Raw genomic sequence first — 25,870 nt, forward strand, 5'->3', positions numbered from 1 at the left:
CGGTTGGATGGCAGCACACGAGTTGAATATCGCGGGCAAGTAGCCCGAGAAGAGGAGGCGGCTCTATGGCTAAGCCGTTAAAAGTGGATGAGGTATGGATGGACCGCATTGCCGGACAGCTGAATGACATGGAGTTTGGCTCGCTGCACATCGTTGTACACGAAGGTCAGATTGTACAGATGGAGCGGACCGAACGCAAGCGATTTGAAAATGCGCCCTCCGGCAGCGCCTCCAAATCCGGCAGCACTGCACGAAGCAATACACCCCGTTCGTTGCGCGGATCAAATGCGAGCGCGAAGGGATAGGCTTAAGGTGATCCACGATTGAACCTGTTATCATATGTCTGGACCTTTTCTAAAATGGAAATCGAAGTATGCAAAATGCTGAAAGAAGTGAAAATCAAAAAAAGAGAAGCCGACGATTTCGCGGGCTTCTCTTTTTTGATATTGAATTAACTTGAGAATGCTCATATCAGGCAAACCGAGTTAAAAGGTTGACTTTTCGGAAATAGCTCCGGGTGTGCGTGGTTTATTGAGATTCAGCTCCAGGTTCAGGTTCTCGTTGGCATATGTGTCTGTACTCATCTTCAATTCATCATCGGAATCGGTGTGTCCCACATAGGGACGATCACTGCGAGAAGGACTTCCTGTCAGGCCGAAACCGGAGATGAACAGAATGAGTTGCAATCCGAGCGCATAGGGAGCAGCAACGAGTCCAATCAGATGAAAAAGGCCGCACAGTGCAATCAGCAAGGATAGCGCTTTGGTAACTGTACCTGCTGTATCCTGTCTTGGGCTGGCCCAGAGCAGATAACCATAAATTATGGTAATCATCAGGGAAACGAAGCGAATCCAGGGCAAGGCTGCCTGCCAGGAATCGATGGAAACCTCAAGAAGACGCTGACGGAATATCAGATCGATTGTGAGAACCGACACCGCGAACAGCGCAGCGGGTTCAGCAGCAGGCCGGATGATTTTCCAAACGGCTTTTCCCCAATGATCAGCCTGTGTATCCCGGCTAAGTTCTTCGGATAATGCTGTACTCTCACGTTCCAAAGCCCTGTGCATCAGTGCGAGTCTGGCCGGATCATGATCCCGAATACAGTCACGGATCTGATCCTGAAGCTGGGAGGATAGGCAGGCTGCTGCCTTACAGGCCAGCATGGCGGTTAACCATTCATTATGTTCATGTTCCGAAAATTTAAATTTCCGATTTTCGATGTCGGCAAGTTGTCCCAGAAGAGCTGTACTTATGTATAAAGTATCTCGTATTCTCCGCATTCGCCGGTCACGGCTGCGGCGAACTTCAGTGGCAGACCATATGTATATGCCCAGAAGCACAGCCATTGCTCCGAACAGCACAGCATCAGAGCCTGGTCGTGATGTGGCATCATCTATCCAGCGTTGAAGCACATGTGTTCCTCCTTTGCATGAACTTGGTGTATCATGAAATACGAATCAGTTCAGCTTCTCTCAACTATTACACAGGAAGTACATGAATTCAAGCAGGAACAGTAGGAATTTACTGTCATAAGTAGGGTTAAGGGGCCTAAGCAAAGAAATGTAATCTCCATGGATTTTCTATTTTTGCATGTAATCACATTTTAATAGGAAGGGGTATGATTTATGGAGCGAATCAACGTTGAACACACACCGCCCTCAGCAGCAGAGTACCTTGCGTTACGGAAGATCGCAGGTCTCAGTGCGATGAGCAAGGAGGGGGCGGAGATGGGGCTGCCGAATAGTCTTTTTGCTGTATGTCTGCGTAAAGAAAATGAAATTGTAGGCATGGGCCGGGTCATCGGAGACGGTGGTTGTTTCTTTCAGGTTGTAGATATCGCTGTACACCCGGAATACCAGGGCAAGGGCTATGGCAAACTGATCATGAGCGAGATCATGAATTATTTGCGTGAACGGGTACCTGCTCGCGGTTTGGTCAGTCTGCTGGCAGATGTTCCTGCGGATCGTTTGTATGCTCAATTTGGCTTTGCCTACACCCGTCCGAAATCGGAAGGCATGTGGTGGAGACAAGGGGAAGATGGACCGGAATAAAACAGCGGGCTGTAGAAGAAGCGAGGTATGATGAAGAAACTCCATCTAAATATGAGGTCATTGTTGTTGAGCCGCATCATGGGGCTTTTTCCTATGAATTAAGGGCAAGAGATGTTTTTTTACGATGGTTTACAAGTGAGTACACACGGTTTAAGATGGCGTGAGCCGTTTAAGGTATATAACAATGGGATTAAGTATTAAAATAACGGTAAATTGACAAGATGATATCTACTGAAAAGAGGGATTTAATATGAAAGTTGCCATTTTTGGAGCAACCGGAGCGATTGGGAAGACGATACTGTGGGAATTGATGGACCGTGGACATGAGGTGACGGCAATTGTTCGTGAGCCTTCGAAGGTTGAGATGGAACATGAGCGTTTACGTGTGGTACAAGGGGATTTACTTAACCCGGACCAGATTGCCGACTTTACAGCCGGTCAGGAGGCCGTTGTAAGCGCCTATGGACCACAGTTTGGCCAGGAGGAAGAGATGCTTGAAGTCACGCGATCTCTGATTGAGGGGGTACGGCGAGGCAAGGCGGGACGTTTGGTTGTCGTTGGCGGAGCGGGAAGCCTAATCACGGATTCTGGGGACATGCTGATGGATACACCAGGATTCCCGGAGGAAGTCAAGCCACTGGCGAAGGCTCATGCAGACGCGTATGACCTCATTGAGAAATCGGATATACACTGGACCTACATGAGCCCTGCGGCTACGATCACAACAGGAAGACGGACAGGCATCTTCCGGGTTGGCATGAATCGTGTGATCACCGATGACCTTGGTGAGAGTTCGATTTCCGTTGGCGATTTTGCAGCGGCGTTAGTGGATGAACTGGATGATCCGCAATTTATTCAATCCCGGTTTACGGTGGGGTACTAAGCACGGGTTATGCAGACTGAATGGTAAGATGGAGAACCTTGGCTGGTTTTATGGAAGGTGAGTACGGATTTCAATTCCGGAGATGTGAAAGTGCAGCAAGGAAGAATAAATAAGGTTGGGTGAAGTTGTAAAAAAGGGTTGTCACCGGGGAGGGATGGACTGTTGTTTATCGTAACCGCTGAACAGATGAAAGCTGTGGATGAGCATACCATTCATCAGCTCGGCATTCCTGCGGCCAGTCTGATGGAGAATGCAGGCAGGGCTATTGCCGAGGAAGTTATCGGGCTGTGCAGGGAAGATGGCACGAGGCGTGGAATGGAGCGAGGAGCGCGGTGTGAAAAGACGGCGTCGAATTCCATGGCGCGCACCGGGCCCGGGGATCGGCAAGGTCATGGTGGCGACATCATCGCCGATCCGGCGCTCGTGATGGAGCAACCCGGCGATCAGCAGTGGTACATGCTGATCGGCAAGGGTAATAATGGCGGCGACGGGCTGGTTGCGGCGCGCCATTTGGTTGAAGCGGGGCTCGGCGTGACTTTGGTTTACGCCGATGCGCCCGAGTCACTGCGGGGAGAAGCCGCAGTGCAGCGGGATGCCGCCGCGCAGCTCGGCATCCCTGCTCTGGTCCACGGGCGCGAAGCCGTGGACTTCAGCCGGTGCACAGGCATCGTGGATGCGCTGCTGGGCACCGGCTCGCGGGGGGCGCCGCGCGGAGCTTACGCGGCGCTGATTGAGGCGGCGAACGACAGCGGCAAGCCGGTCGTGTCCGCCGATGTGCCAAGCGGGCTGAATGCCGACACCGGGGAGGTATATGAGCCCTGCATTCAAGCCCGGGTGACCGTATGTCTCGCGCTGCTCAAGCGCGGGCTGGTGCAGTACCCGGGCGCTTCCGTTGCAGGGCGCATCGTGGTGCGCTCCATCGGCATTCCCGCGCGGCTTGCGCCGGAGCATGGCCCCTCGGTCCGTCTGCTGACGGAAGAGGTGCTGCGCAGTGCCCTGCGCGTGGACACGGGCCGTCTCCGGGCACCGGACGGCCATAAAGGCACCTACGGCCATGTGCTGCTGGCCGCAGGCAGTCTGCCGATGAGCGGCGCGGGCTTGCTCTCGGCCAAGGCCGCGCTGCGCGCTGGCTGCGGGCTCGCCACATGGGCGCTGCCCGCGGCACTGCTGCCGCATGTCGTCGGCACCGTGCCCGAGCTCATGCTCGCTGCCGCCACAGATAGCGACAGCGGCGAGTGGAACGCGGCTTCCGCGGACGCCGTGCTGCGTCTCGCCGAAAGCCGCGACGTGCTCGCGACCGGCCCGGGCCTCGGTCGCTTCAAAGGCGACACAGACTGGCTTCGCCGTCTGTGGCAGCAAACGGATCGCCCGTTCGTCATCGACGCGGACGCCCTCAACATGCTTGCAGACGCCGGCCCACAGGGGCCTCGCGACTGGGGCAAACGCAGTGCGGCGACCATCCTGACGCCGCACCCCGGAGAGATGGGTCGACTGCTGGGCATGCCGACCCCGGAAGTGCAGCGTGACCGAATCGGACACGCTGCACGGTACGCCCGCGAGCAGGGCGTGACCCTTGTGCTCAAGGGAGCACGAACAGTCATCGCAACGCCTTCCGGCGAGGCGTACATTAACACCACCGGGCATGCCGGCATGGCTACCGGCGGTGCCGGAGACGTATTGACCGGTATTATCGCCGGTCTGCTTGCCCAAGGGCTCAGCGCGGAGCAAGCCGCTGCCTTTGGTGTGTATCTGCATGGGCAGGCTGCCGAGCGAGCAGCATTGCTGCGCGGTGATCCGGCCTCTCTGCTCGCTGGGGACATCATCGACGCATTGTGATGCTGGTTTGTGAACAGCCATTAGACATTCGATGAATAATGCATCTCGCACCTCAACATAAGAAAAGAAAACCTACGTTTCCCTCATGTAAGAGAACGTAGGTTTCCTTTGGATATACCATTAAATCTAACTATAGACGGAATCGTTGAAGTTCCTGATGCATCTCCGAACTGATGTCGCGGAGTGATTTGACTTTCATGCTCGCTTCTTCGAATGAACGCTGCTGCTCCGCCGTTGAAGCCGTAATTTCTTCACTGCTGGCCGCTGACTGTTCGGTAATGGCGCTTATATTTTCGATGGCCTGCTGCACCTGTGCACTGAGTTCGCTCGATTGCTGCATATCTTCTGCAAGCTGGTGGATACCCGTGCTAATCCGCTCCACACTCTGACGAATAGCAGAGAAGGATTCCTGGGTCTGTCCGGTGGCTTGTTCCTGTTCGCCAAAGAGCTGCATGCTCTGTGCCACAGAGTTCTTCACCTTGTCCATGGAGGTTGTGATCTCACCAACAGCCGCATAGATATGTTTCACTGATTGAGCAGACTGTTCCGCGAGTTTGTTGACTTCTCCTGCAACGACAGCGAAGCCGCGTCCGGCTTCTCCGGCGCGAGCTGCCTCGATGGAGGCATTCAAAGACAGAAGGGTCGTCTGTTTGGCAATTTCCGATACATATCCGGTCATCGTTGTAATCCGGGCTGCACTTTCTTCCAGCTCCAGCACGGTCTGCTGCACTTCCAACATCGCCATGCGGTTCACTTCGGCCAGGCGAAGCTGTTCCTGTACAGCTTTGTTTCCTTCTTCGACGGTACTTAACACTTCGCTGCCCTCAATTGCCGATTGTGAGGTGGCCTGCAGATTGTTATTGAAGGTGAGCTGCATCTTGTCCACGACCATGACCGTTTCACTCAGATCTTCGGCAATCTTCTGACTGCCAACCGACAGTTCTTCTGTCGTGCGTGATACTTGCTGTACAATGGCTTGGACTGTGTCATTTCCGTGATCGATGTCTTGGGCCATCCGATCGACACGATGACCAGCTGCGCCAATCGATTGAATAATGGTTCGAATGTTGTCTGTCATGAGGCGGAATGAACGATTCAGATCATCGAGTTCATCTTTGCCCCGGCTTTCTGGCAGCTGCTCCGTCAGATCACCGTCTGCGATTCGCCCCGCGGCTTCTTTCAGTGTACGGATACGTTTGGCGATCTGACGTGAAGTATACATGTTGAATAACATAACGGCGATAAGCAATACGACAGCCCCGCCCAAGGCGACTTGCCACGTCTGCTGGATGTCACGCTCCAGATCGATTGTATATTGATCATACCGGTCCCGGGTGATCTCATCCAACGTATAAATATCGTTCTGTATGCCTCGAACCCGTGTGCTATAGCGTTTGGCTTCCGGGCTGTCCATTGCTGTCATGGCATCGGTGGCTCCCTGACTCAGAGCAGCCAATTTAGTCTGGATAGACTGAATGAGTTGTAGCTGCTGATCCGTTTCGAGCAATCCGCCGGTAAGCTGCTGAATCATCATTTGGCCTTCGTCCAGCAAGCGGATTACGGCATCCTGGTTCCCGGCGGTCATGGAGAACGAGTATACATCGAGCGCCTGCTGGGTCTGAATCTGATTGGCATTCAGTTCACTAACCTTTAGCATTGCTGGCACCAGATTTTGATTTTTGGCATTCATGCCGAGCAATTCCATAATGATATAGGCTACCAATGCAAGGCATAGTAAGAGTGAGATTAGAGCATTAAATATCAGCTTTCCCTGCAATTTCATAAGCGTATCTCCTCGAATCCGATAGTTTATTGATCTAGCGTAACTTTTATTTTGCCGGATGAGATCTGTCTATTCAGATCATCGAAGGTTCGCTGTTGTTCATCACTGAGCGTGATATTATGAAGAGCGGTAAGTCCAACGGCGTTCTCTGCCAGACCTTCAATGATTTGTTTCTGAGGGAAGGTGTGATTGTTTTGGATAAACGTGTTAACTGCGTTATATATCGATACATCCACATTTTTCAGCATGGACGTAAGGATTGCCTTTTCCGCCAAAAAGAATTGATCGGTATCTACACCTATGGCGTATTTTCCTGATTTCTGAATCTCCGTTAGTGCACCTACGCCTGTAAGACCTGCAGCAACGTAAATAACGTCAGCATCTTTTTCCTCAATCATCTGAGAAGCAAGCTCTTCGCCAAGCTTGGCATTACCGAAGTCTCCAGCGTAGACAACATCAACAGTAGCATCCGGGTTGACTGCCTTAACGCCTTGTTCAAAACCCTGCTGGAAATTACGGAGAACAGGGATATCCATGCCACCCAAAAAGCCTACATGGTCATCGGTCGTGGCAAAGCCTGCAATCATACCTGCAAGATAACTTCCTTCTTCAGCCTTGAACGATATGGAAGAAATATTGGGTAACTTGGACTGACTGTCAATCAAGAGAAATTGCTGATCAGGATACTTGGCAGCTACCTTCTCCATGTCGGCTTGGGCCGTGTCGCTCAGGCCGATAATCAAGTCTACTTTGGCCTCCGCAAATTGCTCAAATGCAGCTTCGGTGGTTAAGTCCTTGCTAGGCTCCCGGTAGTCAAAGACAATGCTCTTCTCGTTTCTGGCTTGAACCAGTCCATCAAAAGCGGCGTCATTGAAAGAACGATCGCCCAGACCGACTTCGGTAAGAACAATACCGACTCGCGTTCGGGTGTCTGTTGCCGTTTTATTATTGTTGGCTGAACACGCCCCCAGGACCAGCACCATTAGCATTAGCATCATGGTGAAGCCTGCGTTCATGTTCCTTTTTGTTTTCATAGCGGTATACCCTCATTTCTGTATAAGTGTTGAAGCGTGAGGTGAGCATTTCCCTATATGTATATCGGCCAGAAACAGAGTGTGTATTATGGTGCGGGATGAAAATTTACGGAAAACAAATTATAATTTCATGAATTGTACATTTTGTTTACAAATCTCAGCCATATGGATGTGGAAAAACCGAAACTGGTTGCTTTGCAGAAGTAAAAAGACTGAAAAAAGGCAAAGAGGAGATGGGATGAATCATCTCCTCTTTGCCTATGGAATGGATCGGTTGCGTACATATTTCACATCATGGGTATGTCCTGCTGTTGATGTTAATTGTCCAATCGAAATGTATAAGAAAACGCTGTGGTAGCGATTAGCGATATAAACTGGCTCTAGGGCTCCCTGTGGGTCACCATGCGGCTACCGAGCCATCAGCCCGGCTTTCCGTGCCGCCGCACAATACACCGCTGTCCGGGTTGCGCCAGATGATCTGACCCCGTCCAAACATCGACGGGTCGAGGGCGACCTGTATGTCATGCCCTTTGCGTGCCAGTGCCTGTGCAATATGTGAAGGGAATCCAGGCTCAACGAGTATCGTTTTGCCAGTGGTCCACTGCCAGCGCGGAGAATCGAGCGCAGCCTGTGGATTGAGGTGGAAGTCCACCGTGTTCATGACGACCTGCACATGGCCCTGGGGTTGCATGAACCCGCCCATGACCCCGAAGGGCCCAACCGCTTCATTGTCACGTGTCAGGAAGCCCGGGATGATCGTGTGATATGTCCGTTTGCCTGGCTCCAGTGCGTTGGCATGATCCGGATCAAGCGAGAAGTTATGTCCCCGGTTTTGCAGGGCAATGCCTGTGCCTGGAACAACCAGCCCGGAGCCGAAGCCCATATAATTGCTTTGAATAAAGGAAACCATATTGCCTTCACCATCTGCTGCAGCGAGATAGACAGTTCCACTTGCCCGTGGATCGCCTGCTTCAGGCAGGCGTGCTGTATCTCCGATGAGTTTGCGCCGTTCATTCGCGTATGCTTCAGACAGAAGCTCCTCCACGGTTACACCCATCTTGCGTTCTTCAGTAATGTATTTTTCTCCATCGGCAAACGCCAGCTTCATGGCTTCCAGCTGCCTGTGGTATGCCAGAACGGACTCCTTTTCATCAAAATCAAAGCCTTTCAACAGATTGAGCGCTGCCAAAGCAATAAGCCCCTGACCGTTCGGCGGGATTTCCCATACGTCGTATCCGCGATAGGAGACCGAGATCGGATCAACCCATTCAGGCTGGAATGCGGCCAGATCGTCTTTGGTCAGGTAGCCGCTGTGCTGTGCCATAAAAGAATGAATACGCTCCGCCAGTTCGCCTTCGTAGAAGTCTCGCGCTCCGCTCTCGCCAATTCGGCGCAGTGTAGCTGCATGATCCGGCGAACGCCACATCTCGCCCACGGCGGGAACATGTCCGCCCGGGGCAAATGTCTCAAACCATGCCCGACCGGCTTCCGCATCGCCCTGGCGTGCATACACTTCGGCTGCCCGTGCCCAGTGGCGGGCCAGCCCCGGCGCAAGCGGGTAACCTTCTTCCGCGTAGCGGACAGCCGGTTCCAGCGCTTCCGCCAGCGTAAGCCGCCCGAATCGGCGGCTCAGCTCCGCCCAACCCGCCGGTGCGCCAGGCACCGTCACCGGGATCACCCCAAGCTTCGGCATCTCCGTATGGCCTGCCGCATGAAGCGCCTCAATGGATATGCCCTGAGGCGCTGGGCCGCTGGCATTCAGGCCGTGCAGCTTGCCCTCGGTCCAGACGAGGGCAAAGGCATCGCCGCCAATGCCGTTGGACGTTGGCTCCAGCACGGTCAGTGCCGCCGCCGTTGCGATGGCCGCATCAATGGCATTGCCGCCTTTTTTTAATATATCCAGTCCGGCTTGTGCAGCCAAAGGCTGTGAAGTGGCGACCATGCCTTGCTTGGCATAGACGGGCACACGGTAAGACGGATACGGTTGGTAGAGTGGATCGTAGTTCATCAGGTTGCTCAGCTCCTTGTCGCAAGACGTCAGGTTCCGGATTGACCGGTTCGATTTACGAATGTACTCCTAAACCTCTTCGGAACAAGACCGCCGTTCTCCTGCTGACCGTACGAAATCCAACCTGACATGCCCGATACACCGAAGTGTACACCGCGCGCATCCATGTCCTTGTGAGTTTCCTTGAACGGAGAAATGGTGCAAAAACAACCACTATCAATGTGACCTATTGGGATTAGGTTGTTACCATATCGCCGCCATTGACATGAATGCACTCACCGGTGACGTAGGAAGAGTCGCGGGATGCGAGATAGACGTAGGCAGCCGCTAATTCATAAGGCTGGCCTGCCCGGCCCATCGGCGTCTCTGTACCGAACACCTGCACATCTTCGGCCGAGAAACTGGAAGGAATAAGAGGTGTCCAGATGGGTCCAGGAGCCACGCAATTGACCCGGATTCCTTCGGAGGCAAGCGATTTGGCGAGTACCCGGGTCAAAGAAACCACCGCCCCTTTGGTGGAGGAGTAATCAATCAGCTGCACATCGCCTTTATAGGCCGTAATGGATGCCGTGTTGATGATAGATGCTCCTTTACACAGATGGGGAAGAGCCGCTTGAATAAGAAAGAAATAGGCAAACACATTGGTCTGGAATGTATGGTATAGCTGTTCTTCCGTAATATCGACTATGCTCGGCTGTACGTATTGCACGCCATGATTGTTGACCAGAACGTCGATTTTGCCGAAGGTTTCCATCGTCGTGCGAATGACTGCCTCACAGTTTTTCTTCAAACGCAGATCAATCTCGATCAACAGACACCGTTGTCCCAGCTCTTCAATGCGATCACGTGTCCTCTCGGCGTCAGTCCGTTCATATAGATAAGCGATGGCGATATCTGCACCTTCTTTGGCAAAAGCAATGGCTGCCGCTCTGCCGATTCCGCTGTCACCACCGGTAATAATGGCCACCTTGCCCTCCAGCTTGCAGCTGCCGATATAGGCCGGATCTTCACTGATCGGTTCAGGTACCATCAAGGTTTCCAGGCCCGGCTGCTGGTCCTGATGCTGGGGTGGGAAAGCCAGCTTCTGTTCCTTGCACACCGTTTTCTCACCGTAAAAAGGATAGACAGGATTCATTTGTTTTACATCCTCCTCGCACGTTCGTTCATACGCCTAAACTATGCATTCGCCCAGAAGAAGGTGCGACAGGAGGAAGAAGGGCATTTGTTTTTTGCGCAAAATATACCATAATAAGGATGTAGCTAGGGCAACAGGCCATTAAAATATGGAGGTGTCAAGAGCCAAATGAATATTCAGGGGATCAATCATCTCTGCTTTTCGGTATCTAATTTGGAACAATCCATTGCTTTCTACGAGAAGGCTCTCGGTGCCCGCATTCAAGTGAAGGGACGTAAGCTGGCCTACTTCGAGCTTGCAGGTCTCTGGATCGCCTTGAATCAGGAAGATGTGATTCGCAATTATACCGAACGAACCTATACGCATATTGCATTTACCGTAAAAGAGGAAGAATTCGATGAATCTGTCCAGCAATTACGGACAGCCGGGGCAGACATTCTCCCAGGAAGACCACGTGATCCAAAGGATGCGTTGTCCGTTTATTTTACCGATCCAGATGGTCACCTGTTCGAACTGCATACAGGTAACATGAAGCAAAGGGTGGATTATTATCGCGAAGAGAAGCCTCATATGACTTTTTATCCTTAAAATCATTGTGTAAATGGAGGTAAATGGTAATTAACGTATTTAATGTCACTGCGATTATCCGTAAAATAAGTCTCAGGTTCGCCGAGGATAAAGGATAGATCTATTGCCAAATGATACAGAAGGAGAGATGGACGTGGGGAGCAAAGGATCCAAATTACGGGTAATGGCAAGTGGACTCTGCATGGCCACAGTCGTGCTGGTTTCGGTTCTTACAGGGGGGATTCACGTTTCGGGGGAACGCACGGGGCTTGCTGAATTCTCGGATCAACAGAATTACGGATTTCCACCTGCAACTCTACTTGATCTGAATGATCCGGTTCCTCTTAGATGAACATGTTGATTGGATTCTGTGTCGTTTTGAAGCTTAAGCCGTAGATAGGGGCCTCTGTACCAGAGACCCTGGATACCATAAAACCTTTTCGTTTTGTTTCTACAGTTGTTAGGAGAAGATGATAGTTGCCTTATTTGATAAATGCTTTGTAGTCGTTGTATTCCATTTTACCATTCTGTTTGCTCAGAAGGAGTAATTGGTGGCTGATGTTCGCTTCACGGTCTGCATAGATGCGTTTTAGCAGATCATGGCTCATTCGAAGAAAGTAATAGCCTTCGTCCGGATTGTCTTTCTCATGAAACACCACGCCAAGAAGACGATATAATTTTGCCCGGAGTATCCCTTCATCTCGCTGATCCAGCAATTGAAGGGCTTCTTTGATGGCAGCCTCTGCCTGCAGCGGCTGGCGCTCTTCCAGATAGATTTTACTGATTTCCTCCAATATGGAAGCCTTCTTGTGGGGCAGATTGCGTTTGTCGTATATTTCGGCGCATTCAGCCAGCAAGGGAAGGGCTTCTTTTTTTTGCCCCATATAGAGCTGAATAACGGCAAGATTGTGAAGGGCCAGAACGTAGGATTCGCTTTTTGCCCGCTTATATGAATCTGCCGAGATTTTGGTCCAATCATAGCTTAACGACAGATGCCCGTCCTGCCCGGACATGTAGTAAGCTTTGCCCAAGCCAAGCGTAATCTCACCATAAAGTTCCTGTTGTCCTGTCATCCGGGCTTCTTTTTCTGCTTTATGGTAGAAATCCAGACCTTGGTCCACATTCCCCAGGCGCAAATGAGTGGTTCCAAGATATGTTAGTGCACGAATATGATCATCCTGCAGGTGTTTAAGCCTGCTGCTATAGGTATACGCCTGTTCATAATATTTGCGGGCAGCATGAAACAGCTCGGCGTGAAAAGCGGATCGCCCCATCTCCAGATAGTATTGAACAATGCGCTCCCGATCTCCGGTACGGGTTACTGTAAAGGCTGCAGCCTCTCCCTTGTCCATGGCTTCGCGATGTTCACCCATTCGGTTATAGCTGCGCATAATGAGGAGATAGGCGTCTGTCTGGTCTAGCACATCCTTGGTCAGTGTGAGCACATTATGAGCCATGCGAATGCAGGCATGGTCGTTGTTCTCCTCATGATAGGCCTTCGCTTTATCCAGCACGGCTACACCGATATCCGTATCTGTCCCTATACTTCCTCCCAAAAAATACTCCATAGGTGTGTTCAGTCGTTTGGCAATGATCTTCAACATACGGTGAGAAGGAACGGCTCTGCCTTTTTCGATAAGGCTGATATAAGAGCGTGTCATATCCTCCCCCGCCAATTGCTTTTGCGAGAGACCAAGCTGCTCCCGGATTTCCCGGATTTTGGGTCCGAGCATGTTCATTCACCGTCCCTTAATATAGTTTGATTTTACTAGAATAGTGAATTGTATGTTGATTCGATGGAGTGGCATAAGCAAGGAGTAAGGGGTGTAAGGGGATCATTTACCTCCATTTACAGTTTAATTCCAATTTAGGAGATTATAGAATGATAGTATCCAAGATGAAAGGAGGAGAAATGAATGGTCCTTAAAGCGACTCCCATTACACTGGAGCAATTGAAACGCAAAGAAATTGAAGCAGCACAAATGGAAGCTAACGTACTGGGTGAGGCGCGTGAAGTTAGTGCCCGTGCAGTAGAAGCCCGTGCAGTAGAAGCTCGTGCAGTAGAAGCTCGTGCGGTAGAAGCTCGTGCGGTAGAAGCTCGCGCAGCAGCAGCTCGTGCAGTAGAAGCTCGTGCAGTAGCAGCTCGCGCAGTAGAAGCTCGTGCAGCAGCGGCTCGTGCAGCAGAAGCTCGCGCTGTAGCAGCTCGTGCGGCAGCAGCCCGTGCCTGATCCTACTTACTTATCGCATTAGTTTGATTCATAGATGAGAGCTTCCGCGGAAGCTCTCTCTCCCTATATTCAGAGAGATTCGCACGTTGGTGATAACGAGGTGTCTTGAGCCGATGCATATCAAGCAAATATGGTCTTATATTCCAGAACATATCGTACCCATTCGGGAACTGAATGATGCTCTGGGACTCAACAATGCCCAGACGAAAGTACTGGAAAAAATTCATGGTTTGAAACAGGTTCGACAAGACAGGGACGGAGATCTGACGGCACTGCTCGGGCGTGTGCTTGCCCAGGTGGTAAACCATCAGAAGGTAGCCCCTGCTTCAATTAAGTATATCATTTATTGCCACACAATTCAGGAAAATTTCCCCTTTCCTATGAAAGTTTTGCAAGGCCTGAAACGGGCGTACGGATTGCAGCATGCCATCGCGTTTTCGCTTACGCAGCAGAACTGCGCATCGGGTTTGGTTGCCCTGAATGTTGCCGAGACATTGCTGCCTTCATTGGAAGCGGATGATCATATTTTAATTTTGACAGGGGAAAAAACGTTTAGCCCCGTTGTGCAGCTGATTCCCAACACAACCGTGATGGGGGAGGCAGCTGCAGCTGTCCTGGTTGGCAATATCGGAGAAGGAAGCCGGATGGTTGGACTTACGAGCGTTACGCTGGGTCAGTACTGCAATGTGCTGACGGGGAATTCCCAATTACAGAGGGAATTTCAGGAGATCTACACGCCCCGGTTATGCGAGGCCATTATGACAGCTTTGGAGCAGACAGATCTGGTACTGCAGGACATTCGATATATCATACCGCACAATGTGAATTTATCTTCCTGGAAGAAAGTTGCTGCCAGGTTGTCGTATCCTCTCGAACAAATATATACATCGAATGTGGAAGAGATCGGTCATTGCTTCTGTTCGGATCCGTATATCAATCTTCAAGCTGTTCTGGAGCAGGAGCTTCTGCGACCGGATGATTACTATCTGCTTGTCACGGTTGGTCTTGGGGTTACCTTCAGTGTAGCAGTAATGCAATATGCAGGAATTGGGGGGAATAGGCGTGACAACAGTGTTGACCGATTTTTCGAGCAAGTTGAAGTGGGCGTTAACGGGCCAGCATGATGTTACTTTTGTATTCCTGAACAATTTTGAGGTTGAGGAATATTGGGGTGATCCGGAAATTCTTAAGCTGCCTTCATTGAGTATTGGCTCAGCTGCAGACGTTGTGAACCGGATGGAGGAGCTGGGGCTTTTTCTCGCCGGCGAGAACGATATCATCCTGCTCAAGAGTGTGCCAGATCAAGCCTTCATAGCCGAGGCACAGACACTCGGTTTTGGTCGGGCAAGGTGTGTTGCTGCAAGATGCAATGAGCCGGCACTGAACATTACTGCTAATCTTCTGAATTGTCCAGAGACCCTGGACAAGCTGCGATATCTGTCTGAGGAGTCCGGAACACGTGCTTTTCTGGTTCCCTTTGGGACATCAGCCCAGGAAGAAGAGCTCTCCCGCCTTACGGGAATCCCTCTTGCCGTTCCCTCCGCGGACGTGTTCCGCAGGGTGAATGATAAGGGTTATTCGCGCCGGCTCAACGCTGAACTGGGCATTCGCCAGATTCCAGGCGTAGAATGTACGTCTCTGGAAGAGCTTGCGTCCGGTTTCGAGCGTCTGAAGCCTGTGCTTGAACAGGGCGGGCGCCTTGTGCTGAAGGATTCCATGGGTGTATCGGGCAAAGGCATTACCGTCATTGCCGACGAAACCCGGTTTCACAAATGTATGAGCATGTTGGAGAAGCAGGCGAGTAAAAAGGACATTCACAGGATCAATTATGTGCTCGAACAATGGATCGACAAAATCTGTGACCTGAATTACCAGATTCTCATCGATCGGTCCGGTGGAGTCGAATTCCTCGGCGTAAAGGAGTCGCTGGTAGAGCAGGGCGTACATCAGGGACATCTCATGCCCTCTCGTCTGGATGATGTTCAACTGGGCATTATTCGGGAGGCAGCCATGAGAATCGGTACAGCATTGCATCGGGATGGATATTATGGTATCGCCGGCATGGACGCGATTCTGGACGAGGATGGCACGATTTGGCCGAATCTCGAAATCAATGCAAGGTTTAATATGTCGACTTACCAGACGAACATTCAGAATCAATGGCTTCCAGACGGCATGTTCGGCCTGGCGAAAAAGTACGCTCTGCGGCTCAATCATCTGCTGGAGTACGGAGACCTGCGCTCAAGATTGGGCGGGCTGATGTTCAAGCCGGAAAATGGCGAGGGACTGTTAATCAACAACTTTGCTACGGTCAATGCGGCATTCAGAAGTGAAGGAACCCTGTTTTCCGGACGTCTGTATGGCGTAATTATTGCGTCTTCCCCTGAACGGCTGCGAGTTATCGACGAATCGGTAGAAGCCGTCTTATCTTCTATAAACGAGGTGATGTGAATGTCAGCCGAATATCAGGTTCAGCAGTTGCCCATATCGGAAATAGCCGAGAGATTCGGGACGCCCCTGTATGTCTATGACGGGGATATACTGCGACAGGTGTATCAAGAACTTAGGGGATCGCTTACACCCCATGTGGAACTGTTTTATTCACTGAAAGCCAACCCGAATATATCCATTGTACACATGCTGCGGGAGATGGGCGCACAGGCAGAGGTATGCTCCCTGACAGAATTGCATACGGCTGTAAGTGCTGGCGTACCGCCAGAAAGCATTATTTTCCTTGGACCTGGAAAAAGCGATGAAGAGATTGCAGCCTGTATACGTTACGGCATTTATGCTATCGTGTGCGAATCGTTTCAGGAACTTGAGCGCATCGAGATGATCGCCGCCAGCGAAGGGCGGATTGTATCCGTGGCTCTCAGAGTGAATCCTTCCTTTTCTGTTAAAGGGTCAAGGCTGACTATGGGCGGCAAACCGCGCCAGTTCGGTATGGACGAAGAAAGTGTGCTTCAGGGGAAGAAGCAGTTTGAGGGCTGTTCGCATGTGGAGATTATGGGTCTTCACGTATACATGGGAACTCGCATGTTGGAAGTCGAACCAATTGCCGAGAATACCCGTCATATTCTGGATCTGGCTGAGAGGCTTGAGAATGAGCTTGATATTACGCTGCGCATGGTTGATGTCGGCGGGGGATTGGGTGTGCCGTACCATGAAGGTGAACAGCCTCTGTCCATCGCATCCCTGACGGAGCAATTAAATCCGCAGTTCGAAGCCTTTCGTCTTGGGCACCCGAATACCCGGTTGATCATGGAGCTTGGGCGTTATTTGGTAGGTACTTGCGGTATGTTGGTCAGCTGCGCGTTGTACGTCAAGCAATCATATGGAGAAAACTTTGTTGTGACGGATGGAGGGACGAACTGTCATATGGCAGCAGTAGGTACAGGTTCCTACGTGAAGCGCAACTTTCCGATCGCATCCCTGACGCGTTATGGAGAAGCACCTGTGGCCGAGTACAACATTACGGGTCCCTTATGTACTCCCAATGATGTTGTGGGCAAACGTGTTCAGCTTCCTCCTATTACACGGGGGGACTTGATTGGGGTGTTTCACTCCGGAGCGTATGGGCCAACGGCTTCTCCAACGCACTTTTTGAGTCACGGAAGTCCGGCCGAAGTTCTGATTGTCGGCGGAGAGGCCCATTTGATCCGGGATAGGGATACGCCGCAGGATCTGCTGGGCAAACAGCATTTGATTCAAGTATCGCATACGGCAATAACCAATTGATAAGGAGAGATGATGAACATGACGACTGCATTGTTGCTTGAAGAGATTAAGGGTGCTATTGCTGAAGTATTGAATACGGAAGCCAGGCAGGATATCCAATTGAGCACCTCTTTATTTGACGAACTTTATCTGGATTCGACTTCAGTACTGGAACTGCTGATGACGCTGGAGGACCGGATTGAGGGTCTGGAGATCGATCCGGACGAGCTGGAGCCGGATGTCTTCGATACAGTAGGCTCTCTGGCTGCTTACATCGAGAAGCAGCTGATTGCGGCTTGATGGCTTCGCCTGTTGCCATTCGGGAGATGGGGGTCAGGCTATTCTCGGACAGGAATCCTCCATTTGAGCATCCCGATTTGCTGCGCTTACACCAGGACATGTTTGCCGATACGCCGGTAAAGTATGATGTTGATCTTCTACAGGAACGAAACAACAATGCCTATCATGACATGAGCGTGGAGTTGTTGGAAGCGACGGGCCTTGATGGGATCATGCAGGATGTGGATGTACTGCTGCTTGCTTACAATTTCCCGAATATTCGTCCGGACATTTCAATCGTGAATTATTTGATGGATCGATATCAGGCGCGCTTTACCAGCTTTGCTGTAAATGATCTTGGTTTTGGGGCTCCTTTTGCGGCACTTCATATGATTCAGCACTATTTGAGCCGGGAAGGTTACAACAAGGGCATGCTGCTGATCATGGATCAGACCGCTCTTCCCTATGAAACCATGGAATTGAATGTAACGAACGGGCCGGATACCGCTGCAGTGATTTTGCTTGACCGGAGAACAGGCAGGGGACCCTGCCTGCTGGGCGTGGAGATGAGATATGCCGATCAGTCCATATCCGATACGGCGTCTCTGGTAATGGATCGATTATGCACGGAGACATCCATTCACCGGAGTCAGATTACTTTGCTGATCCACCCTGATCTGGAACAGGAATGTGTGGGTAGTTCATGGTACGAGGATTGTGGATGGAAGGGGTGTTACGATCCATCACGCTGGAGTGCAGCTCCGTTCTTTGCATTACAGGAGCTTCTGGAGTATGAGGATAGGAGTGAATACATATGCCTTATGCATCTGGAGCATACCGATTCATTTATTCATGCCCTGTTAATCCAAACTGGCGATGCAAGGGTGGACGGTCAGTAACAAGGAGGAGGGAACACCGTGACTTTCGGTATTGTGGATATTGGCGTCTATCTGCCTGAACAGATCCAGCAGCCGGAAGAGGTGCTGGCTGCCCTGGAACTTGGGAAGGGTGAACTTCAGTTTTTACGCAAGTGCCATCACCTGGAGGGCGTACCTATGACGGACTCGAGTCAGATGCTGGATGATACGATTGCGCTAGCTGTGGAGCGCGTCCAGGCCAGACAGTCCCTCGCCGGAATAGACCTTGTTCTCTATGTCCATTCCTTCCAGGTGCAGACACCTGGCGACTACAGGCTTATACAGCGTGTGCTGCGACGTTTCGGAATGGAAGATGTACCTTTCTATGGCATATCCCAAATGAACTGCGCCTCATCGATAGCTGCTCTTCAATGGCTTGAACGCATTGCACAAACACAGCCTCACATTGAGAATGTGCTGCTTATCTGTGCAGATCAATTCAATTTTCTGCCCTCCGAATGGCGTTATCTACGCAAATCGGCGATCCTGGGTGATTCTGCCGTAGCCGTTCTGTTAAGCAGGGATAGTCATCAGCATGTCGTTCAGGCGACGCATATTTTTCGGGATACCCGGTTCCATACCGGCTATCACGCAACCGCCGATGAGATTACGGCATTTAACCGATTGTATGTGGATCATATCATTCAAGGCATGGAAGAGCTGCTGTCCATGAAAGGCTTGACTCTTCAGGATGTGGATCATATCTTCCCCCATAACGTCAACTGGACGACCTGGAGGGAATTCTCGCGGCGAACGGGGATGGGGCAGGAGCGGATATATCTGGATAACATTCAGCGAATCGGGCATACCTTCTCCACAGATCCGTTTATTAATTTGAGCTCGGGATTGGAGCAGGACTGGGTTTGCAGGAAGGGACGCTCCATCATGGTCAGCATCGGGCTGGGCAGCTTTTTCGGTTTTGCATTGGTGGAGCATGGAGGGAACGAAGAACGAGTGAACAGGAGGAGTGACAATGCACGTCATTGAATTCCAGGGAGCGGGAGCGAAACCTGCTGGCCTGCAAGCGGCTGGCGACCCCGTTGCCCCAATCTCGGAATTATTGGAAGAGGCAACTGTGCGGTGGAGCGATCGCCCCGTGCTTTTGGCTGTGGGGGCATACCTGCTGGCGACGTCCCATTTGATTGAACAAGAACCTATGGTTTGGCATGAAGAATCTGGGGGAATGTACCGTTGGGACCAGCTGCATGTCGTGTTTGTACAGGATCGGATGCTGGAACCTTCCGAAATTCAACTATATCGAGTGCAGCTGAATCCGGGTGAGGAGGCTCAGGAGTACGGCAATGACGAGGGAACGAAATGGGACGATGTTTTGAAAAAGGGGCTGCTCCAATTCCGGGCCGAATTGTGCAGGACTGGTTTGGAACAGATGCGGAGACATTTGACTGGTCGTATATCTGGTGGGCAATCCACCTTCCAGCATCAACTGGTTAAAGGCATGGTCGCCGATATTCTGACAACGCTTTATATGACGGAAACGTTGCCGCAGGAACACCTCCTGTCAGCCAAGCCAGACCTTCCGTCTGGCCGGGTTCACGCATGGATGCATCAGGAACTGGATGAGGCCTTCAGACAGGTGCAGCGCCTTGGTGGAGGTTTCGGATTTTTGAGACAGGGTGTATCTTCCTATATATATACGGGCCAATTGGTGAAAAACATGCTATTAACAGGCGAGGAGGATTATCGATGATCACACCTTCAACCATTGCGGTCTTTGAGCATGTCATGAAGCAGTATGCTGCGGAGCTGCGCGAGGTCGGCCTTATCATTGACCGCGAGCCTGAACGGATTCAGGAGTTTCAGCACTTGCCTTCCATGCAGGCCATCAATCATATGATGATTCCACCGGAGTATGGCGGTCAACCGATCGTAACGATAGGTAATGAACGATATTATGGACTCTCCTCTCTGGAACGGGTAATCACGATTGAGCAGCTGGCAGCAGGAGATGCCGGAGCTTTTCTGGGTGGCCCAGGTCCGTCGATGTCCAGTATCGTTATGATGGACCTAGCTGATGAGGAGCAGAAGGAACGATTTTATAGCCATTTTTTGAAGGGCGCATCATGGGCCTTTTTTGCCATGTCGGAGCCGGAGAAGGGTTCGGATGCTACCGATATTGGCACACGTATCACGCGTCATCCAGGCGGGGATATCGAGCTGAACGGTCATAAAATCTACATAGGAAATGGAAGCCGCGCGAGTGTCGGTCTGGTGTTTGCCCAGACCAATCGTACACCTCTTGGCATTCAAATCGCACTTGTCGATCCCTCCATGGAGGGCTTTACGGCAACTCCGCTGGATACGATGGGACTGTGCGGACTGCAGATCAGTCATTTGAAGTTTGAAAACTTCGCACTGGAAGAGAAGGATATCATTGGCCGTCATCTTAGTCCAACCAAACGGGGGTTGTGGGGGGCGCTGCGTACATTCCATCGCATGCGTCCAAGCGTAGCTGCATTGGCGCTTGGGGTTGCACAGGCTGCATACGATTACGTATTGGAGCACAGATCCATTTTCAAGGAGCGGGAAAAGATGGAACTGGAGAGAATGGAGATGCGCCTGCATTCGCTTCGAAGCATGATTCGCAATGCTGCGGCAGAGATTGATCATGATGCCCAGAAAGGGTACCTGGCTTCCCTTAGCAAAATTCGCGCAGCTGCGCTTGCCGAGGAAGCGACGGAAATGGCATTGGGCATGATGGGGCCCGGCTCCATGATGGAACATCCTTTGCTGAATAAATGGTATCGCGATGCCAGGGCATTTGAGTTTATGGAAGGAACAACTTCCATTCAGAAAATCAATGTTTTCCAAGCCTATGCCAACGGGAAGATGCAGCATGCCTGAACCATTGCACAATGCTGCTGGCGCCCCCATCTATGTGGATCATATCAGTTGGGTTACTGCGGAGGATCATCTGTATACGCTGGACTGGCCAACGCCGGATGATTATTTTTACGTTTCCCCCCACATATATATGGAAGATCACTATTATGGTCGCGTCGGAACGCTTACCCGTTCGCTTATGGCAGATGGGAAACGCATGACTGCTGGGGATCTTGCACTCATGGTGATGGAGCGGTTGTCCACGAAGGCTACTTGGGACTGGCTGATTTTGGCGCAGACTTGTCCCGAGCGACATGCTCTTAATGCCCCGCTTGCCCGTATGCTCGAAACGGCACCATGGCACGTTAATTATCCGCTTGGCTTGTCACATCTGGGAGCGCTGGCCGGTACCGAGGCCATTCAGGCGGCCCAGTGGAGCATTGGCCGGAAGGAGCGCGCTGCCATCGTACTGGTGGAACAGCGCGTACTTCATGACGATGGTCAGGTTGGATATGGCCTGCAAGCCGAAAGCCAAGGTGATACGGCTGATATGGCGGTTGCCCTTCAGGCGTGCAAGGATCAAGGCGCATTGCAGGTACGCTATGCAGGGAGAAGAATCATCCATTCTGACGAAGCAGCTTCTTTTGCCTCCGAGGTCCTGGATATTATCCGTGAACTGATGGATGGCTGTGAAGCTGAACATGTCATCTTTCAGTCGAGGCTGGGGCTGCACATGAGCGGTAGCTCTATTTTGAATATTGGTCCTTCCAAGACGGTTTGTGTCCCACATACGGATTACCAGAGCGGAGATGTGTGGATACAGCTGGCAGAAAAATTGCAGCGAGGAATGATTGGGCCAGACGAGCGGGTAGTAATGGTCTCGTGGGATGGCGACCACTTGATATCCGCTTGCTGCGTGCATGTGATACATATACCGCTGCTCAGCAGGCTTACAATGATTCAAGAAATCAGGACAACATGAATTGTGGAGGTGAATCACCATGCAAGGGATCGATTATACGGCCGGTTCGATCCAACGTTTGCTGTTACGAACGGCCGTCCCGATGCTGCTTGCTTCCTTGGTCAATGTAATTACGCAACTGGCCAATGTATTTTTCATGGGACATACAAGTCAGAGCGTTCTGTATGTGCTGTCACTGTACATTCCGGTCTCATTCGTTATGATTGCTATCATCGAAGCGATGCAGCTGTCGGTTCAGGTGGCGGTGGCGCGCAGTCGTGCTGGGGGTTCACGAGTTTTTACACAGCTATTTGTCCATATGATGGGAAGTGCAGTGCTGCTGGCTATCCTTACAGGCGGTGTTGTCATGCTGCTGACTCCCGTACTGTCATGGTTTTATGCTGTGCCTGCCGACATTGCCCCCATGTTTACGCTGTATGTGGGGGGCATGATGGCCGCGAGTATTCCTGCTGTTCTGGCAGCTGTAAGTGGTGCAGCACTTCGGGGTCTGGGCCGGGCGCAAGCGGCATCGTGGAATTCGGTAGGCTTGGCCCTGCTGAATATTTCCCTTGTGTACATGTTTGTATCGATTTTCGGGCTGGATCTGAAAGGGATCGTGTATGCCAACTTGATCTCATCGACATTGTCCTGGGTCATCTCTCTGTTGATTCTGTTCATTCGCAAAGAAGTACTTATGGAACGCTTTGTTTTTGCGAAAAAGCATTTTGTTACTCTCAGACATGTAGGTATTCCGGTCTTCATCTCATATTGCATGATCTTTCTGAGTACTTTTTTCTTCAATAAAATTGTCAGCCATTTTGGCGCAGGTGCCGTTGCCGGGTTTGGCGTCGGTTATCGAATCCAGACGATGGCGATTCTGCCCGGTATTGTGATTGGTTCCGCGATTGGCATCATGATCAATCACAACTTACAGTCCCCTCATCGGCCAAGGGCCTACGCAAGCTATCGTCAGGGTCTGCTGCAATCCTTCGCGCTCTATGCAGTCATTGCCATTGCGATCTGGGTATGGAGAGAACCGCTTACTTCGTTCCTGATTGAAGATGCGGCATCTCGTGCGGAAGCGGCACGTTATCTTTCTGTGGTGGCTCTTTCCTATATTGGCATGGGACCCATGATGACTACGTTGCTTACAATGGAACAGAGCGGACGCGGGTATCAGGCCATGTTCCTTAATGCAATATATTTTCTGCTCATTATCTTATTGGGTTGGGGACTGACTCGAATGTTCAATCACGTTATCTATTTCTATGGCGTCATTGCCGGCATGAACGTCATTGGCATGTCTTTTTTCCTGCCTTTCATGCGAAGGCTGAAGCGGGATTATGTAGAGCCGTCTGGACACGAGGCAGGAATCTCAGAGGACGAATCAGCTCTGTCCAATCAGGGATATTCCACCCAGTCTTGAATCTAACCACGGACAGGAGGATCTTGCATGAACCATTCCGAACCTGTTTATCTGGTGCGTCGCATCGGAGATACATGGATTGCTGCGGATAAAACGTTCAGCCAGTTCTATGAACTTGAGCCTGAATACAAGCTGGAGCCACGAATCTCTCCGGATTTGCCGGGGGTTGAACCCCCGGAGGTCCCTTTTTTTTTGTATGAACCGCGCATCGGACATGAAGTGCCCAAACTCTGTATCGTGGGCATTCCCTATTCCGGCGGGACGAGCCTGGTACATTCCTCTGTATCCGGATTCGTGCACGCACTACGTACAGAATCGTATAAAAAAGTGTTATATCCTTCATTAATACAATCAGGGAATTCGGGATTATATGATATCGGAAATGGAACCCACTTACTTGAAGACGTGATTATGCAGGATTGGGGTTCTTGCCTCATGGATGGAGCAGATGCGAATGCAGAACTGCCTTATACAAAGGGACTTGACTCCGCTCTGGAGCATGCCAGGGAGCATCAGGCACTGCTGTGTTGCTTGGGTGGCGATCATTCGATTACGCATGGCGTGCTTCAACGGATGCCTAAGGTCGCAGGCAACCGCAGGGTCCTGGTCCAGTTCGATGCCCATCATGATTGCGGCATTGATGCCATTCATCAGGAGCAGCCCAGCCATTCCAATTTTGTGAGGCATCTGCTGGAAGACGGAACGGTTGATGCTGTTGTACAGATCGGTTTGCGCGGCCTTCGTTCGGCGGATCAGATGTACAGGCATCCAGGCTTGGTACAGATATCAGCAGAGCAAATGACACCGGAGAAAGTACAGGAAACGCTCATTGAAGTTCAACAGAGGTATAATATCGATTCAGCCTATTTGACCTTTGATCTGGATTGCCTTGATCCTGGGAGCTTCCCTTATGTGGACTTTCCGATTGGCGGGGGGCCGACCTGGCAGAATATTCGAAACTGCGTTGTTGCAGCGCTGGAGGTTCCGCTACCCTATCTTGGTATGGACATGGTTGAAGGGCAGGGCGTGGAGAAAGACGGGCACATTCCAGGACAATACGAGTTGGCGCTACGCATGCTGGCTTACATGCTGGATGGTATAGACCGGAATCGTCGTTGGTTTGATTCGCTTGTCTGTGGGGATACCCTACAAGAAGGCATACTGACAGGAACCGGAGCATCGATGAATACAGGGACAAAGGAGACGTGATGATGAAGGATTTCCGAGCATTATATACGTTTCACCGGGAACAGGTTCAGGAGGAGTTATACAAGGAAAGGGCAGGCGGCATCCATCTGGGATACTTCTATGCGTTGATGAATATTATTAAGGAGCTTGCACCGCTTCAGCCAGCATTGTCTCCCGAGGCAATCTGGATGGATTACCTGGCTTTTTTGCGTACGATTGATGAACACAAAAAAAGCCCGTTCTCTTTTATGGAGTGGGATGAGGTAGAGGGACGCGAGCATTTGAGGACCACGCTTAAGGAAGGTGGAGCGTTGCTGACCTGGCATTATGGTTTTGTCAGACATAATATGATTACGATTGGTCAGGAGATTCGTGCAGGACATACGAAGGCCAAACTTCCTTTTTACTTGGTAGCCGAGCAGGGGACGGTGGAGCAAGAGAAAAAGCTGCAGGCCTGGAATTCGATCCGGCAGTATGCAGGGGCTGAATTGCTTAATGCAGAGGATGAGATGATCGGCATACGACTATATTCTCATTTGCGGAAAGGAGGCTCATTCAATCTTTTTGTGGATGGACAGACGGGTTTTAATGCGGATAACCGGGCAGTGGAACTTCCTTTTCTTAGCTCACGGATTCGGACGAGGAGCGGCATATTTCGCATTTTGGCGAAGGCCCGCAAGCCTGTATGTCCCTACTTCATGACGTTGACCGAGGATTTCCGTTCGAAAATCGTTTTTCTGCCTCCGTTCACATTGGAAGAGGATATTCAGGTGTCTGCAGGACGTGTATATGAGCCATTTCGTGCTCAGCTGCGGAAGCAGCCTGCACTTTGGCGTTTTTGGGATCGGCACCATCAGCAGGTTATTCATTGGGAAGAGGATGAGGTCCCGCATCAATCCGAAGAAGCTGAAAGTCGGGTGGACTGGTTCTCCAGACCGCTGGATGGATTCGGTCAACTTGGACTGAACACCGGGAGTGGTATGATCTACAATTTGGGTTAACCGCCAGACAAGGGG

Annotated in this window: 25 protein-coding genes; 19 read left to right on the forward strand and 6 right to left on the reverse strand. The window is 51.2% G+C overall.

The features are described 5' to 3' along the window. Positions 1-65: 65 nt before the first annotated feature. Entirely contained in the window at positions 66-305 is a 240-nt protein-coding gene (locus ACFTRD_RS25105) for a YezD family protein (RefSeq protein WP_192262798.1), read from the forward strand. Between the two features lie 180 nt (positions 306-485). Here ACFTRD_RS25105 and ACFTRD_RS25110 read toward each other — a convergent pair whose 3' ends face one another. Then, positions 486-1,412 (reverse strand): hypothetical protein, encoded by a 927-nt coding sequence (locus ACFTRD_RS25110; protein ID WP_379384786.1) that lies wholly within the window; start codon positions 1,410-1,412, stop codon positions 486-488. Between the two features lie 213 nt (positions 1,413-1,625). On the opposite strand from ACFTRD_RS25110, the gene ACFTRD_RS25115 reads away from it, so the two are divergent. The 3 genes from ACFTRD_RS25115 to ACFTRD_RS25125 all read left to right on the forward strand — a co-directional run bounded on the left by ACFTRD_RS25115 (position 1,626) and on the right by ACFTRD_RS25125 (position 4,770). Continuing rightward, positions 1,626-2,051 carry a GNAT family N-acetyltransferase gene (locus ACFTRD_RS25115; protein ID WP_379384788.1) on the forward strand — a complete coding sequence of 142 codons (426 nt, stop codon included), beginning with the start codon at positions 1,626-1,628 and terminating at the stop codon, positions 2,049-2,051. 250 nt (positions 2,052-2,301) lie between these two features. Beyond that, entirely contained in the window at positions 2,302-2,934 is a 633-nt protein-coding gene (locus ACFTRD_RS25120; protein ID WP_192262802.1) for an NAD(P)-dependent oxidoreductase, read from the forward strand. 162 nt (positions 2,935-3,096) lie between these two features. Further along, positions 3,097-4,770, forward strand: a complete 1,674-nt coding sequence (locus ACFTRD_RS25125) for an NAD(P)H-hydrate dehydratase (protein WP_379384790.1) — start codon at positions 3,097-3,099, stop codon at positions 4,768-4,770. Positions 4,771-4,900: 130 nt separating this feature from the next. Here ACFTRD_RS25125 and ACFTRD_RS25130 read toward each other — a convergent pair whose 3' ends face one another. The 4 genes from ACFTRD_RS25130 to ACFTRD_RS25145 form a co-directional block, all read right to left on the reverse strand. Further along, the gene (locus tag ACFTRD_RS25130; RefSeq protein WP_379384792.1) at positions 4,901-6,553 is read right to left on the reverse strand and encodes a methyl-accepting chemotaxis protein; all 1,653 of its coding nucleotides are present in this window, start codon (positions 6,551-6,553) and stop codon (positions 4,901-4,903) included. Between the two features lie 26 nt (positions 6,554-6,579). After that, positions 6,580-7,587 carry a BMP family lipoprotein gene (locus tag ACFTRD_RS25135; RefSeq protein WP_379384794.1) on the reverse strand — a complete coding sequence of 336 codons (1,008 nt, stop codon included), beginning with the start codon at positions 7,585-7,587 and terminating at the stop codon, positions 6,580-6,582. A gap of 397 nt (positions 7,588-7,984) precedes the next feature. Beyond that, on the reverse strand, positions 7,985-9,595 hold the full coding sequence (locus tag ACFTRD_RS25140) for a gamma-glutamyltransferase family protein (RefSeq protein WP_379384796.1): 1,611 nt from the start codon (positions 9,593-9,595) through the stop codon (positions 7,985-7,987). 235 nt (positions 9,596-9,830) lie between these two features. After that, entirely contained in the window at positions 9,831-10,730 is a 900-nt protein-coding gene (locus ACFTRD_RS25145; protein WP_379384798.1) for a glucose 1-dehydrogenase, read from the reverse strand. 168 nt (positions 10,731-10,898) lie between these two features. On the opposite strand from ACFTRD_RS25145, the gene fosB reads away from it, so the two are divergent. Then, complete coding sequence (gene fosB, locus ACFTRD_RS25150; protein WP_379384800.1) at positions 10,899-11,318, forward strand: metallothiol transferase FosB; 420 nt, start codon at positions 10,899-10,901, stop codon at positions 11,316-11,318. Between the two features lie 133 nt (positions 11,319-11,451). Beyond that, on the forward strand, positions 11,452-11,649 hold the full coding sequence (locus ACFTRD_RS25155; protein WP_379384802.1) for a hypothetical protein: 198 nt from the start codon (positions 11,452-11,454) through the stop codon (positions 11,647-11,649). Positions 11,650-11,779: 130 nt separating this feature from the next. Here ACFTRD_RS25155 and ACFTRD_RS25160 read toward each other — a convergent pair whose 3' ends face one another. Then, positions 11,780-13,030, reverse strand: coding sequence for a helix-turn-helix domain-containing protein (locus tag ACFTRD_RS25160; protein WP_379384804.1), 1,251 nt, complete (start codon positions 13,028-13,030; stop codon positions 11,780-11,782). 183 nt (positions 13,031-13,213) lie between these two features. On the opposite strand from ACFTRD_RS25160, the gene ACFTRD_RS25165 reads away from it, so the two are divergent. From ACFTRD_RS25165 to ACFTRD_RS25225, 13 genes are all read left to right on the forward strand, one after another. Next, the gene (locus ACFTRD_RS25165; RefSeq protein WP_379384806.1) at positions 13,214-13,525 is read left to right on the forward strand and encodes a hypothetical protein; all 312 of its coding nucleotides are present in this window, start codon (positions 13,214-13,216) and stop codon (positions 13,523-13,525) included. 113 nt (positions 13,526-13,638) lie between these two features. Continuing rightward, positions 13,639-14,649 carry a 3-oxoacyl-[acyl-carrier-protein] synthase III C-terminal domain-containing protein gene (locus ACFTRD_RS25170; RefSeq protein WP_379384808.1) on the forward strand — a complete coding sequence of 337 codons (1,011 nt, stop codon included), beginning with the start codon at positions 13,639-13,641 and terminating at the stop codon, positions 14,647-14,649. Continuing rightward, positions 14,588-15,976 carry a preATP grasp domain-containing protein gene (locus ACFTRD_RS25175; protein ID WP_379384810.1) on the forward strand — a complete coding sequence of 463 codons (1,389 nt, stop codon included), beginning with the start codon at positions 14,588-14,590 and terminating at the stop codon, positions 15,974-15,976. The genes ACFTRD_RS25170 and ACFTRD_RS25175 overlap by 62 nt, the downstream gene beginning before the upstream one ends. After that, positions 15,977-17,263, forward strand: a complete 1,287-nt coding sequence (lysA, locus tag ACFTRD_RS25180) for a diaminopimelate decarboxylase (protein ID WP_379384812.1) — start codon at positions 15,977-15,979, stop codon at positions 17,261-17,263. Between the two features lie 18 nt (positions 17,264-17,281). Further along, positions 17,282-17,542 (forward strand): acyl carrier protein, encoded by a 261-nt coding sequence (locus ACFTRD_RS25185; RefSeq protein WP_068964052.1) that lies wholly within the window; start codon positions 17,282-17,284, stop codon positions 17,540-17,542. Beyond that, complete coding sequence (locus ACFTRD_RS25190; RefSeq protein WP_379384815.1) at positions 17,539-18,420, forward strand: hypothetical protein; 882 nt, start codon at positions 17,539-17,541, stop codon at positions 18,418-18,420. The genes ACFTRD_RS25185 and ACFTRD_RS25190 overlap by 4 nt, the downstream gene beginning before the upstream one ends. An 18-nt stretch (positions 18,421-18,438) precedes the next feature. Continuing rightward, positions 18,439-19,425: a 3-oxoacyl-[acyl-carrier-protein] synthase III C-terminal domain-containing protein gene (locus ACFTRD_RS25195; RefSeq protein WP_379384817.1), complete on the forward strand. Its 987-nt coding sequence runs from the start codon at positions 18,439-18,441 to the stop codon at positions 19,423-19,425. Next, positions 19,412-20,146, forward strand: a complete 735-nt coding sequence (locus tag ACFTRD_RS25200; protein ID WP_379384819.1) for a hypothetical protein — start codon at positions 19,412-19,414, stop codon at positions 20,144-20,146. Before ACFTRD_RS25195 ends, ACFTRD_RS25200 begins: the two co-directional genes overlap by 14 nt. After that, positions 20,143-21,300 (forward strand): acyl-CoA dehydrogenase family protein, encoded by a 1,158-nt coding sequence (locus ACFTRD_RS25205; RefSeq protein WP_379384821.1) that lies wholly within the window; start codon positions 20,143-20,145, stop codon positions 21,298-21,300. The genes ACFTRD_RS25200 and ACFTRD_RS25205 overlap by 4 nt, the downstream gene beginning before the upstream one ends. After that, positions 21,293-22,261, forward strand: coding sequence for a hypothetical protein (locus tag ACFTRD_RS25210; protein ID WP_379384823.1), 969 nt, complete (start codon positions 21,293-21,295; stop codon positions 22,259-22,261). Before ACFTRD_RS25205 ends, ACFTRD_RS25210 begins: the two co-directional genes overlap by 8 nt. Before the next feature lie 19 nt (positions 22,262-22,280). Continuing rightward, positions 22,281-23,666 carry an MATE family efflux transporter gene (locus ACFTRD_RS25215; RefSeq protein ID WP_379384825.1) on the forward strand — a complete coding sequence of 462 codons (1,386 nt, stop codon included), beginning with the start codon at positions 22,281-22,283 and terminating at the stop codon, positions 23,664-23,666. Between the two features lie 27 nt (positions 23,667-23,693). Then, entirely contained in the window at positions 23,694-24,875 is a 1,182-nt protein-coding gene (locus ACFTRD_RS25220; RefSeq protein WP_379384827.1) for an arginase family protein, read from the forward strand. Then, positions 24,875-25,855 carry an LpxL/LpxP family acyltransferase gene (locus ACFTRD_RS25225; RefSeq protein ID WP_379384829.1) on the forward strand — a complete coding sequence of 327 codons (981 nt, stop codon included), beginning with the start codon at positions 24,875-24,877 and terminating at the stop codon, positions 25,853-25,855. Before ACFTRD_RS25220 ends, ACFTRD_RS25225 begins: the two co-directional genes overlap by 1 nt. The last annotated feature ends 15 nt before the right edge of the window (positions 25,856-25,870 follow it).

Origin of the sequence: Paenibacillus sp. NPDC056933 (assembly GCF_042674385.1) — a bacterium.
In the GTDB taxonomy this organism is placed as follows: domain Bacteria; phylum Bacillota; class Bacilli; order Paenibacillales; family Paenibacillaceae; genus Paenibacillus.

Excerpts from the sequence above, each read along its gene's own strand:
- ACFTRD_RS25220 (WP_379384827.1), top strand. The coding sequence starts at position 23,694 with ATGAACCATTCCGAACCTGTTTATCTGGTGCGTCGCATCGGAGATACA.
- ACFTRD_RS25170 (WP_379384808.1), top strand. The coding sequence starts at position 13,639 with ATGCATATCAAGCAAATATGGTCTTATATTCCAGAACATATCGTACCC.
- ACFTRD_RS25130 (WP_379384792.1), bottom strand. The coding sequence starts at position 6,553 with ATGAAATTGCAGGGAAAGCTGATATTTAATGCTCTAATCTCACTCTTA.
- lysA (WP_379384812.1), top strand. The coding sequence starts at position 15,977 with ATGTCAGCCGAATATCAGGTTCAGCAGTTGCCCATATCGGAAATAGCC.
- ACFTRD_RS25160 (WP_379384804.1), bottom strand. The coding sequence starts at position 13,030 with ATGCTCGGACCCAAAATCCGGGAAATCCGGGAGCAGCTTGGTCTCTCG.
- ACFTRD_RS25105 (WP_192262798.1), top strand. The coding sequence starts at position 66 with ATGGCTAAGCCGTTAAAAGTGGATGAGGTATGGATGGACCGCATTGCC.
- ACFTRD_RS25200 (WP_379384819.1), top strand. The coding sequence starts at position 19,412 with ATGCACGTCATTGAATTCCAGGGAGCGGGAGCGAAACCTGCTGGCCTG.
- ACFTRD_RS25215 (WP_379384825.1), top strand. The coding sequence starts at position 22,281 with ATGCAAGGGATCGATTATACGGCCGGTTCGATCCAACGTTTGCTGTTA.
- ACFTRD_RS25165 (WP_379384806.1), top strand. The coding sequence starts at position 13,214 with ATGGTCCTTAAAGCGACTCCCATTACACTGGAGCAATTGAAACGCAAA.
- fosB (WP_379384800.1), top strand. The coding sequence starts at position 10,899 with ATGAATATTCAGGGGATCAATCATCTCTGCTTTTCGGTATCTAATTTG.
- ACFTRD_RS25185 (WP_068964052.1), top strand. The coding sequence starts at position 17,282 with ATGACGACTGCATTGTTGCTTGAAGAGATTAAGGGTGCTATTGCTGAA.
- ACFTRD_RS25120 (WP_192262802.1), top strand. The coding sequence starts at position 2,302 with ATGAAAGTTGCCATTTTTGGAGCAACCGGAGCGATTGGGAAGACGATA.
- ACFTRD_RS25115 (WP_379384788.1), top strand. The coding sequence starts at position 1,626 with ATGGAGCGAATCAACGTTGAACACACACCGCCCTCAGCAGCAGAGTAC.
- ACFTRD_RS25145 (WP_379384798.1), bottom strand. The coding sequence starts at position 10,730 with ATGAATCCTGTCTATCCTTTTTACGGTGAGAAAACGGTGTGCAAGGAA.
- ACFTRD_RS25140 (WP_379384796.1), bottom strand. The coding sequence starts at position 9,595 with ATGAACTACGATCCACTCTACCAACCGTATCCGTCTTACCGTGTGCCC.
- ACFTRD_RS25210 (WP_379384823.1), top strand. The coding sequence starts at position 21,293 with ATGCCTGAACCATTGCACAATGCTGCTGGCGCCCCCATCTATGTGGAT.
- ACFTRD_RS25205 (WP_379384821.1), top strand. The coding sequence starts at position 20,143 with ATGATCACACCTTCAACCATTGCGGTCTTTGAGCATGTCATGAAGCAG.
- ACFTRD_RS25135 (WP_379384794.1), bottom strand. The coding sequence starts at position 7,587 with ATGAAAACAAAAAGGAACATGAACGCAGGCTTCACCATGATGCTAATG.
- ACFTRD_RS25225 (WP_379384829.1), top strand. The coding sequence starts at position 24,875 with ATGATGAAGGATTTCCGAGCATTATATACGTTTCACCGGGAACAGGTT.